The sequence below is a fragment of the Streptomyces nanhaiensis genome, from assembly GCF_046614825.1.
Classification (GTDB): Bacteria; Actinomycetota; Actinomycetes; order Streptomycetales; family Streptomycetaceae; genus Streptomyces; species Streptomyces radiopugnans.
This window is the reverse complement of record NZ_JBKJFM010000075.1, coordinates 18,228-27,994: the sequence shown is the minus strand read 5'-3', so window position 1 is coordinate 27,994 and position 9,767 is coordinate 18,228. Positions and strand designations below refer to the sequence as shown.

Here is a 9,767-nt window from a genome sequence, read left to right as displayed (position 1 = left end):
GACCTGCGGGTGCTGGACCTGCTCTCCCTGGAGATCCAGGACGTGGACCTCCCGGCGAGGCGGGTGACCGGGGTCTGCGGCCGGCCGGTGCCCGAGGGCGAGGGGGACATCAGCGAGCGGGCGGCCGCCGCGACAGCCGGACCCGGCCGTCCGGCTCCCGGTCGGCCAGCGGCGCGAGCGCCCCGGTGCAGAAGACCGCGAACCGCTCGGCCGTCCAGCCGCGCCGTTCCAGCTCGGCGGCCAGCAGTTCGTCGCCCCCGGCAGCGCCCGTGGCGATCTGCACCAGTGGGGGCAGCCCGCGCTCGCCGTACCAGCGCGCGGTCTCGGCCAGGGCCTCGTCCAGGCCGGTGCCGGGGTCGCCCAGGGGGAGGACGGAGTTGGCGCGGCCGGTGAAGCCGCCGGAGGCGCGCAGCAGCCATCCGCCCAGGCGGGCGGTCTCCACCGCGGGCCAGCCGCGCGCCGCGACCTCCGCCAGCTCCCGCACCCCCGCCGCCGGGCCGCGGCGGCGGGCGGGCTCGGCGGGCACGGTCTTCCCCGCCACCAGGGCCGACTCCTCGACCACCACGCTCTGCCCGCCACGCCGTGTGATGGAGAGCACACCGTCCTTCCAGGATGTGAGAACGCCGACCGTGTCGGTGAAGGCGGCACCGGTGTCCGCGGATCCGGTCAGACTGCGCACCGAGACACGTTTCCCCACGTCGTCGGCGCTGATGCGAAGCTCAAGTCGTCCGCCCACGGTGAACTCCACGTTCGTGACCACCCCTCCTGTTCGTCTCCTGCCCGGGAACGGAGATACTAGAGGCGGGCATCGACGACGCCGCGCTCCCGCGCGCCACGCGGCTCAGCCACAACCGGACCGGCTGCCCGCGCCCTACCGAGGAGGAACGACAGCGTGACCTACGTCATCGCGCAGCCTTGTGTGGACCTGAAGGACAAGGCATGCATCGAGGAGTGCCCCGTCGACTGCATCTACGAGGGCCAGCGGTCCTTGTACATCCACCCGGACGAATGCGTCGACTGCGGGGCCTGTGAGCCGGTCTGCCCGGTCGAGGCGATCTTCTACGAGGACGACGTCCCGGAGGAGTGGAAGGACTACTACAAGGCCAACGTCGAGTTCTTCGACGAGCTGGGCTCGCCCGGCGGCGCCAGCAAGCTCGGCCTGATCGAGCGCGACCACCCCTTCGTCGCCGCGCTCCCTCCGCAGAGCCACGACGAGTGACCCCGCGCCACCCGCAGCACTGACCCCGGTCCCGTACGGCCCCGCAGCCGTGCGGGACCGGGGCTTTTCCAGGAAAGAGAGCGAAGCCAAGTGCCACCCCTGTCCTCCCGCCTGCCGGTCTTCCCGTGGGACCGGCTGGAGCCGTACAAGAAGACCGCGGCCGAACACCCCGACGGCATCGTGGACCTCTCCGTGGGCACCCCCGTCGACCCGGTGCCCGAGGTGGTCCGCCGGGCGCTGGCCGGGGCCGCCGACAGCCCCGGCTACCCGACGGTCTGGGGCACGGCGGAGCTGCGGGACGCGATCGTCGGCTGGAGCGAGCGGCGGCTGGGCGCGCGGGGACTGGCGCACACCCACGTCCTGCCGGTCGTCGGCTCCAAGGAGCTGGTGGCCTGGCTGCCGATCCAGCTCGGCATCGGAGGCGGGCCGGCGACCGGGGACAAGGTGGCGTACCCGCGGCTGGCCTACCCGACGTACGAGGTGGGGGCGCGGCTGGCGGGCGCCGAGCCGGTGGTCTACGACGAATCGCCCCGTGAGCTCGACCCCGAGGGCCTGCGGCTGCTGTGGCTGAACTCCCCCTCCAACCCCACCGGCCGGGTGCTGCCCAAGGAGGAGCTGAGGGCCACCGTCGCCTGGGCGCGCGAGCACGGGGTGCTGGTCTTCAGCGACGAGTGCTACCTGGAGCTGGGCTGGGAGGCCGAGCCGGTCTCCGTCCTCCATCCGGACGTCTGCGGCGGCAGCCACGAGGGCGTCGTCGCCGTCCACTCGCTGTCCAAGCGGTCCAACCTGGCGGGCTACCGGGCCGCGTTCCTGGTCGGGGACGAGGCGATCCTGGCGGAGCTGCTGCGGGTGCGCAAGCACGGTGGGATGATGGTGCCCGCCCCGGTGCAGGCCGCCACGGTGGCGGCGCTCGGCGACGACGCGCACGTGGCCGTGCAGCGCGAGCGCTACGCGGCACGGCGCGCGGCGCTGCGCACGGCGCTCCGGGCGAGCGGCTTCCGGATCGAGCACAGCGAGGCGTCGCTGTACCTGTGGGCGACGCGCGACGAGCCCTGCTGGGACACGGTCGGGGAACTGGCCCGGCGCGGGGTGCTGGTGGCGCCCGGCGACTTCTACGGCCCCGCGGGCGAGCGGTTCGTACGGGTCGCCTTCACGGCCACCGACGAGCGTGTGGGGGAGGCGGTGCGGCGCCTGACCGCGTGAGGTGCGCGGGGAAGCGGGCGGGGCCCGGGGATCGCGCGATGCGATCCCCGGGCCCCGCCCGGCCGTGGCGCCCGCGCCTGCCGGCGCCGGACCGCTGTCAGAGCAGCGGCAGGTTCTTTCCGACCGGCGGCAGCTTGCCGGCTCCGGGCAGGCCGTCGGTCAGGGAGTCGGCCTTCGCCTGCTTGCCGACGGCGGGCATCTTGCCCTTGGCGGACTTGACGGCCTTGCCCGCCTTGGCGGCCTTGCCCTTGCCGCCGGTGGCGGGCTTGGAGGCCTCACCGAGGAGGGAACCGGCGGTCCCCACCGTGTCGTCGGCGGTCTTCTGCACGGCCGGGACGGCGGCCTTGCCCGCGGCCCCGACGGTCCTGCCCGCGGTCGGCACGGTCTTCTCGACGGCCTTGCCGCCGGTGTCGGCCACCTGGGCGCTCGCCCTGCGCGAGGTGTCGTCGATGGTGTCGCCCAGGTTCGCGCCGTCCAGGTTGCTCACTCCGCCCAGGTTCTTGGCGGGCGGCAGGAGTTCGGCGGCGTTCGCGGAACCGGCCGCACCGACTGCGGAGGCGGCACCCGCTGCGACCAGCAGCGCGGTCCGTGCGATCCGGCGCGAGAGGGGGAGGGACATGTTGCTCCTTCGACGGAGAAGAGGCTTGCTGAGGTTTCCCGCGGGCCGTCGGGCCCGGAGGGCGTCGTTGCTCATCCGGCCGGGGCGGCGCCCCCCGGACGCTGTGCCTATCGGGCCGGGAGGCCCGGAGGTTGCGGTCGTCCGGGTAAAGGATTTGCAATGCGCCGATCGCCCCGGTGGTGGGGGAAGCGGCGGACGGGGCCGCCCCGAGGGGCCCCCGGAAAGCGCCGGACCCCGGTGACGCCAAGGGTTTTCCGTGACTTCACCGGGGTCGGCGAAGGGCCGCGCCGACGGCTTCCGGCAGCTCGGCCGCCGGGACGTAAGACCCCCGTTCGGGTGACGGGGGGAGACGCCGTGCGGTGACGCGGCGGCGCGGAGCCTTCGCCGTATCGCCGTATCGCCGTATCGCCGTATCGCCGCGCCGCCGCACGGCGCCGGGGCGGAGGTCAGCGCGAGGCGGCGATGACGACCTCGGTGCCGGTGCCGGTGCCGGTGCCGTCCCCGGCCGTACGCCAGCCCTCGGCGGCCCGGTCCGCCTCCCAGACCCGCTTCCCGTAGGAGACGCGCTCGATCCCCAGTTCATGGGAGTGGGCCACGGCCCAGTGCGCCAGTTCCCAGCCGCGGCGGTCGGCGTCCGCCTCACCGGCGCGCGCCGGGGTGTGGACGGGGACGGAGACCACCGGGCCCGGCGCGCTGCGCCCGGCGCCGCCGCCGTCGAGACCGGAGGACTCGGGCAGGACGTCCGCGCCGAACTCGCGGACCAGCCGCTCGCGCACCCGCACCGGGTCCCCGGCGGCCGTCTTCTGGGAAGTGGCCTTGGCGGGCACGCAGTTCAGGGCGGCGGCCCGGCGGCCGGTGAGCGCGGCGGCCAGCAGCGCCGCCCTGGGCTCGTGCTTGGCGTAGGCGTCGGGGAAGCCGCTGCGCTGCACCCGCTGCGCGGCGACGGTCAGGGGCAGCCGCGAGTAACCCGGGATCTCCACCAGGTGCTCGTAGAACTTCCCGGCCGAGTACACCGGGTCCATGATCTGCTCCGCCGTCCCCCAGCCCTGGGAGGGCCGCTGCTGGAAGAGGCCGACGGAATCGCGGTCGCCGTAGTCGATGTTGCGCAGCGCCGACTCCTGCATGGCCGTGGCCAGGGCGATGGTGACGGCCCGCTCGGGCAGTCCGCGGGCCGAGGCGACGGCCTGGATGGTCGAGGCGTTGGCGGCCTGCTGCGGTTCGATGACGTACGGCTCACCGCCGGCCGCGGTCACGGTGCAACGCGCCGGTCCGGACCCGCCGGGATCGTGGCGCACGAGGAGGTACCCGGCGAGTCCGAGCAGTACGACGCACGCGGCGGCCAGGCGCAGCAGCCTGCCGCGGCGCGGAGTTGAAGCTCGCTCGGACACGCGACAAAGGTACCGGGCCCACCGCGTCCGGGACCCGGACGTGACGCGGATCCCACGGACGGACGCCAGGTAGGGTCGGCCGCATGGAGCGTGCCACCGAAATCCCCGGACCCGCCCCCGAGGAGGGCCTGGACCTGACCCTGGACGCGGCGTCGCTGACCGCGCGCCTCGTCGACATCCCCTCGGTCAGCGGCGACGAGAAACCGCTCGCGGACGTGATCGAGACCGCGCTGCGCGCCCTGCCGCACCTGCGTGTGGACCGGTACGGCAACAACGTCGTCGCCCGTACCGAACTGGGCCGGGCCGAACGGGTCGTCCTCGCCGGGCACATCGACACGGTCCCGATCGCCGGCAACGTGCCCTCGCGGCTGGAGGACGGCGTGCTGTGGGGCTGCGGCACCTCCGACATGAAGGCGGGGGTCGCCGTCCAGCTCAGGATCGCCGCCACCGTGCCCGAGCCGAACCGCGACCTGACCTTCGTCTTCTACGACAACGAGGAGGTCGCCGCCCACCTCAACGGCCTCGGCCACCTGGCGCGGGCCCACCCCGACTGGCTGGCCGGGGACTTCGCGGTGCTGCTGGAACCCTCCGAGGGGCAGGTCGAGGGCGGCTGCCAGGGCACGCTGCGGGTCGTGCTGCGCACGGCCGGACAGCGCGCCCACTCGGCGCGCGGCTGGATGGGCGCCAACGCCATCCACGCCGCCGCGCCGATCCTGGCCCGGCTGGCCGCGTACGAGCCGAGGCGGCCGGTGGTCGACGGACTGGAGTTCCGCGAGGGCCTCAACGCCGTGGGGATCACCGGCGGCGTCGCGGGCAACGTCATCCCCGACGAGTGCGCCGTGACCGTCAACTACCGCTACGCGCCCGACCTCACCGAACAGGAGGCGCTCGCCCACGTGCGGGAGGTGTTCGCCGGCTGTGGTGTGGCGGAGTTCGAGGTGGACGACAGCTCCGGTCCGGCGCGGCCCGGCCTGACGCACCCCGCCGCGGCGGCCTTCGTGGAGGCGGTCGGCGGCGAGGCGCGGCCGAAGTACGGCTGGACCGACGTCTCCCGGTTCAGCGCGCTGGGCGTGCCCGCCGTCAACTACGGCCCCGGGGACCCGAATCTGGCGCACAAGCGCGACGAGAGGGTCGAGACCGCGCTGATCGGGCACTGCGAGGAGCGGCTGCGCGCCTGGCTTACCGCCTGATCCGCTGGGTATCGGCTGATCCGCGGGGCCCGCACCGCCGGTGCGGGCCCCGCGACATCCGGTGGCCGCCGGTGCGTCCGGGCAAGTTCCGCTCCGCGTGGTCCGGGCCTGCGTACCCTGGCGGCCTGTACGTCGGCGTCGACAAGGGAGTACGGCATGGCCAGTGCGGAGGAGTTCGAGCAGGGGGACGCGCCGCGGGAGCAGCGCCTCGGACCGGTGGTGCGCCGCCACGGCCAGGTGCAGCACAGCACCACCGACCAGCGTCTGCTGGACACCGCCGGCCCCTCGGACTGGCTGCACCAGGACCCGTGGCGGGTCATGCGCATCCAGTCGGAGTTCGTCGAGGGCTTCGGCACCCTGACCGAGATCGGCCCCGCCATCAGCGTCTTCGGCTCGGCGCGCACCCCCGAGGGGTCGCCCGAGTACGAGGCCGGGGTGCGGATCGGGCGGGCGCTGGTGGAGGCCGGCTTCGCGGTGATCACCGGCGGTGGTCCGGGTGCGATGGAGGCGGCCAACAAGGGCGCCAGGGAGGCGGGCGGCACCTCGGTCGGCCTGGGCATCGAGCTGCCCTTCGAGCAGGGGATGAACCGGTACGTCGACATCGGCGTCAACTTCCGCTACTTCTTCGTGCGCAAGACGATGTTCGTGAAGTACGCCAGCGGCTTCGTCGTCCTGCCGGGCGGCATGGGCACGATGGACGAGCTGTTCGAGGCGATCACCCTGGTCCAGACGCGGAAGGTCACCCGCTTCCCGATCGTGCTGTTCGGCACGGACTACTGGCGGGGGCTGGTGGACTGGCTGCGCGCCACCGTCGTGCCCAGCGGGAAGATCAGCCCCCACGACATGGAGCTCTTCCACCTCACCGACGACGTGGACGAGGCGATCGCGCTGGTCACCAAGGAGACCTCCGGCAAGGGCGCGCCGGGGGACGGCTTCCGGGCGGAGGACCCGGACTGACCGGCCCGGCGCGCCCCGGCCGGCACCACCGGCCGTAGCGGCACTCCCGGCCGGCGCGGCCCGGCCGGGGCCGGACCGCGGCTCGGGCCGGAGCGGGCTCAGGCCAGACCGCGGCGGGCCACGGCCGGCGGGCGCAGACCCGCGATGGAGGCCACCATGTCGAGCACCTGCCGGGTCTCGGCCACCTCGTGGACGCGGTAGACCCGCGCGCCCAGCCAGGCGGAGACCGCGGTCGTGGCCAGGGTCCCGGTCAGCCGCTCCTTGACGGGCCGGTCCAGGGTCTCCCCGACGAAGTCCTTGTTGGACAGCGACACCAGCACCGGCCAGCCGGTGGCCACCATCTCCTCCAGCCGCCGGGTGACCTCCAGCGAGTGGCGGGTGTTCTTGCCGAAGTCGTGTCCGGGGTCGATCAGCACCGCGTCGCGCCGCACCCCCGCCGCGACCGCGCGCTCGGCGAGCGCGACCGTACGGCGCAGCACGTCGGCCATGACGTCGTCGTACGCCACCCGGTGCGGGCGGGTGCGCGGCGCGGCCCCGCCGGTGTGGGTGCACACCAGCCCGGCGCCGTACCGCGCCGCCACCTCGGCCAGCTTCGGGTCCACGCCGCCCCAGGCGTCGTTGAGCAGGTCCGCGCCCGCCTCGCAGACCGCCTCGCCGACCTCGTGCCGCCAGGTGTCCACACTGATCACCACGTCCGGCCAGCGCCGCCGCACCTCGGCGACGAAACCCGCCGTGCGCCGCACCTCCTCCTCGGCGGAGACCTCCTCGCCGGGGCCGGCCTTCACACCCCCTATGTCGATGATGGCGGCGCCCTCCGAGACCGCCTGCCCGACCCGGTCCAGCGCCGGTCCGTCGCGGAAGGTGGCGCCCCGGTCGTAGAAGGAGTCCGGAGTCCGGTTCACGATGGCCATGACCACCGTCTCGTGCTCGCCGAACTCGCGCCGTCCCAGCCGCAGCATCCGCTGTCCTCTCCTCCCGCGGTCCCCCGGCACCGCACAGTGCCCCGCAGCCGACCCTAGCCCTCCCGCCGTGGCACGATCACAGGAGACCTGTACCTGCCGTTTGGCGTGTCGGACCCGGGGAGATGGCGTGTTCTGGTTTCTGCTGATCGCGTTGGTCGTGGTGGTCGCCGCGGTCGCGCTGGCGGTGGTGGGCGGCGGCGACGGGCCGGGCCGCACCGCGACGGGCGGACTCGCCGACGCCCTCCCGGACCGGACCGACGCCTGGCTGCCGCCCGACCGCCCGCTGAACCGCTCCGACCTGGACGCGCTGCGGCTGCCGCAGGCCGTACGGGGCTACCGGATGGAGGAGGTGGACGACGTGCTGGACCGGCTCGGCGCCGAACTGGCCGAGCGCGACGCCCGGATCGCCGAGCTGGAGGCCTCGCTGGCGGGCACGCAGGCGACCGCGCTGGGCGGGCCCGACATGTTCGGCAGGCCCGGCGAGGACTCCGCCGAGGACTCCGCCGAGGACCGCGGCGAGGCCCCTGGTGAGGACCTCGGTGAGGATCTCGGGGACCGCCCCGGCACGCTTCCCGGCGACGGCTTTGGGGAGCGGCGGTGACCGCCGGGGGCGCGGCGCTCCCCGGCCCGGACGGGCGGCTGCGCTGCCCGTGGGGCCTGTCCGCGCAGGACTACACCGCCTACCACGACACCGAGTGGGGCCGCCCGGTGCACGGCGACGACGCGCTGTTCGAGCGGCTGTCCCTGGAGGCGTTCCAGTCCGGGCTGTCCTGGCTGACCATCCTGCGCCGGCGGGAGGGCTTCCGGGCGGCGTTCGCGGGCTTCCGGATCGCGGAGGTGGCGCGGTTCACCGACGCCGACCGGGAACGGCTGCTCGCCGATCCGGGCATCGTCCGCAACCGCGCCAAGATCGACGCGACCATCGCCAACGCGAAGGTCGCGGCCGAGTGGGAGCCGGGCGAACTGGACGCCCTGGTGTGGTCCCACGCCCCCGATCCGGCCGGCCGTCCCGCGCCGCGCACGCTCGCCGAGGTGCCCGCGGTCACACCGGAGTCCACGGCGCTGTCCAAGGCGCTCAAGAAGCGCGGCTTCCGCTTCACCGGCCCCACCACGGCCTACGCCCTGATGCAGGCGTGCGGCCTGGTCGACGACCACCTGGCTGACTGCTGCGCCCGCGTGCCGCGCGCCGCCGGCTGAGCCCGGCACCCCGCGCCGGACCCGGCGCGGGGCGCTCCCCGACGGGGCGTCAGCGGCCGCGGTAGACGGGCTTCTCCTTGGCGACGAACGCCTCCACCGCTGCCCTGTGGTCCTCCGAGGCGCCGGCCCGGGCCTGGAGTTCGGCCTCCTTCTCCAGCGTCTCGGCCAGCGAGTGCGAGGAGCCGTGGGCCAGGGACTCCTTGAGCGCGGCGTACGCGACCGTCGGGCCCTCGGCGAGCCGCCGCGCCGCCTCCTCGGCCTCGGCCGCCAGCCGGTCGGCCGGGACGACCCGGTTGGCGATGCCCAACTCCAGCGCCTCCTGCGCCTTCACGCTGCGCGGGAAGAGCAGCAGTTCGGCGGCGCGGCTCGGGCCGACCAGGCGCGGCAGGGTCCAGGACACCCCGGAGTCGGCGGTGAGCGCCACCCCGGCGAAGGAGGTGTTGAAGGCGGCGGTGTCGGCGACCACCCGGTAGTCGGCGGCGAAGGCGAACCCCGCCCCGGCGCCGGCCGCGACGCCGTTGACGCCCGCCACCACCGGCTTGGGCATGGACGCGATCGCCAGGGTGATCGGGTTGTAGTGCTCCCGCACGGTGTCCAGCGCGCCGCCGCCGCTGCGCCGCAGCGCCTCGACGTGCTCCTTGAGGTCCTGCCCGACGCAGAAGGCCCGCCCGCTGCCGGTCAGCAGCACCGCGCGTACGGCCGGGTCGCCGGCCGCCTCCCGCAGGGTGTCCCGCAGCGCCTCCTTGAGCGCGGTGTCGAGCGCGTTCATGGCGTCGGGACGGTTGAGGGTGACGGTCGCCAGCCCTCCGGACACTTCGTAGACCACGTTGTCTGACATGGGGGCCAGCATGGCAAGGAACGGCGGGGGCCGGTACGGGTCCGCATGCGGGCCGCGTGTGACCTGCGTCAAACGGCCGCGGCGCCCTCCGGGGGAAGGAAGGGCGCAGTATTGCAGCCCGATCCCCGAATTGGGTGGTTTTGCGCGAGGGCGTTGCGCAAGGGATACGGACCGATGTTGGTCATGAGGTCGTG

The 9,767-nt window shown here is 74.5% G+C and carries 10 protein-coding genes and 1 pseudogene; 6 read left to right on the top strand and 5 right to left on the bottom strand.

What is annotated here, in order from left to right:
* Positions 1 to 124: 124 nt before the first annotated feature.
* Positions 125 to 748, bottom strand: a pseudogene (locus tag ACLIYP_RS17460) (GNAT family N-acetyltransferase, cg3035/Rv0428c family); the annotation flags it as partial.
* Positions 749 to 892: 144 nt separating this feature from the next.
* Here ACLIYP_RS17460 and fdxA point away from each other — a divergent pair.
* Both fdxA and dapC read left to right on the top strand, forming a co-directional pair.
* Positions 893 to 1,219 carry a ferredoxin gene (gene fdxA, locus ACLIYP_RS17455; protein ID WP_093661226.1) on the top strand — a complete coding sequence of 109 codons (327 nt, stop codon included), beginning with the start codon at positions 893 to 895 and terminating at the stop codon, positions 1,217 to 1,219.
* A gap of 90 nt (positions 1,220 to 1,309) precedes the next feature.
* Complete coding sequence (gene dapC, locus ACLIYP_RS17450) at positions 1,310 to 2,422, top strand: succinyldiaminopimelate transaminase (RefSeq protein ID WP_412714059.1); 1,113 nt, start codon at positions 1,310 to 1,312, stop codon at positions 2,420 to 2,422.
* A gap of 97 nt (positions 2,423 to 2,519) precedes the next feature.
* Here the strand turns inward: dapC and ACLIYP_RS17445 are convergent, their stop codons facing one another.
* Together ACLIYP_RS17445 and ACLIYP_RS17440 are read right to left on the bottom strand one after the other, a co-directional pair.
* Entirely contained in the window at positions 2,520 to 3,041 is a 522-nt protein-coding gene (locus ACLIYP_RS17445) for an ATP-binding protein (RefSeq protein WP_412714058.1), read from the bottom strand.
* A gap of 446 nt (positions 3,042 to 3,487) precedes the next feature.
* Positions 3,488 to 4,429 carry a heavy metal transporter gene (locus ACLIYP_RS17440; RefSeq protein WP_412714057.1) on the bottom strand — a complete coding sequence of 314 codons (942 nt, stop codon included), beginning with the start codon at positions 4,427 to 4,429 and terminating at the stop codon, positions 3,488 to 3,490.
* An 83-nt stretch (positions 4,430 to 4,512) separates the two neighbouring features.
* Here ACLIYP_RS17440 and dapE point away from each other — a divergent pair, with 83 nt between their 5' ends.
* Both dapE and ACLIYP_RS17430 read left to right on the top strand, forming a co-directional pair.
* A complete protein-coding gene (dapE, locus tag ACLIYP_RS17435) occupies positions 4,513 to 5,619 on the top strand; it encodes a succinyl-diaminopimelate desuccinylase (protein ID WP_412714056.1) in 1,107 nt (368 codons plus the stop codon).
* A 156-nt stretch (positions 5,620 to 5,775) separates the two neighbouring features.
* On the top strand, positions 5,776 to 6,576 hold the full coding sequence (locus ACLIYP_RS17430; RefSeq protein WP_412714055.1) for an LOG family protein: 801 nt from the start codon (positions 5,776 to 5,778) through the stop codon (positions 6,574 to 6,576).
* Positions 6,577 to 6,674: 98 nt separating this feature from the next.
* Here ACLIYP_RS17430 and folP read toward each other — a convergent pair whose 3' ends face one another.
* The gene (gene folP, locus ACLIYP_RS17425; protein WP_410536652.1) at positions 6,675 to 7,535 is read right to left on the bottom strand and encodes a dihydropteroate synthase; all 861 of its coding nucleotides are present in this window, start codon (positions 7,533 to 7,535) and stop codon (positions 6,675 to 6,677) included.
* A 130-nt stretch (positions 7,536 to 7,665) separates the two neighbouring features.
* Between folP and ACLIYP_RS17420 the strand changes: the two genes are divergently transcribed.
* Positions 7,666 to 8,139, top strand: coding sequence for a DivIVA domain-containing protein (locus ACLIYP_RS17420; RefSeq protein ID WP_412714054.1), 474 nt, complete (start codon positions 7,666 to 7,668; stop codon positions 8,137 to 8,139).
* Positions 8,136 to 8,735, top strand: coding sequence for a DNA-3-methyladenine glycosylase I (locus ACLIYP_RS17415; RefSeq protein WP_412714053.1), 600 nt, complete (start codon positions 8,136 to 8,138; stop codon positions 8,733 to 8,735). The genes ACLIYP_RS17420 and ACLIYP_RS17415 overlap by 4 nt, the downstream gene beginning before the upstream one ends.
* Before the next feature lie 49 nt (positions 8,736 to 8,784).
* Here the strand turns inward: ACLIYP_RS17415 and chcB are convergent, their stop codons facing one another.
* A complete protein-coding gene (gene chcB, locus ACLIYP_RS17410) occupies positions 8,785 to 9,573 on the bottom strand; it encodes a 2-cyclohexenylcarbonyl CoA isomerase (RefSeq protein ID WP_412714052.1) in 789 nt (262 codons plus the stop codon).
* Positions 9,574 to 9,767: the final 194 nt, after the last annotated feature.

Excerpts from the sequence above, each read along its gene's own strand:
- dapE (WP_412714056.1), top strand. The coding sequence starts at position 4,513 with ATGGAGCGTGCCACCGAAATCCCCGGACCCGCCCCCGAGGAGGGCCTG.
- folP (WP_410536652.1), bottom strand. The coding sequence starts at position 7,535 with ATGCTGCGGCTGGGACGGCGCGAGTTCGGCGAGCACGAGACGGTGGTC.
- ACLIYP_RS17430 (WP_412714055.1), top strand. The coding sequence starts at position 5,776 with ATGGCCAGTGCGGAGGAGTTCGAGCAGGGGGACGCGCCGCGGGAGCAG.
- chcB (WP_412714052.1), bottom strand. The coding sequence starts at position 9,573 with ATGTCAGACAACGTGGTCTACGAAGTGTCCGGAGGGCTGGCGACCGTC.
- ACLIYP_RS17445 (WP_412714058.1), bottom strand. The coding sequence starts at position 3,041 with ATGTCCCTCCCCCTCTCGCGCCGGATCGCACGGACCGCGCTGCTGGTC.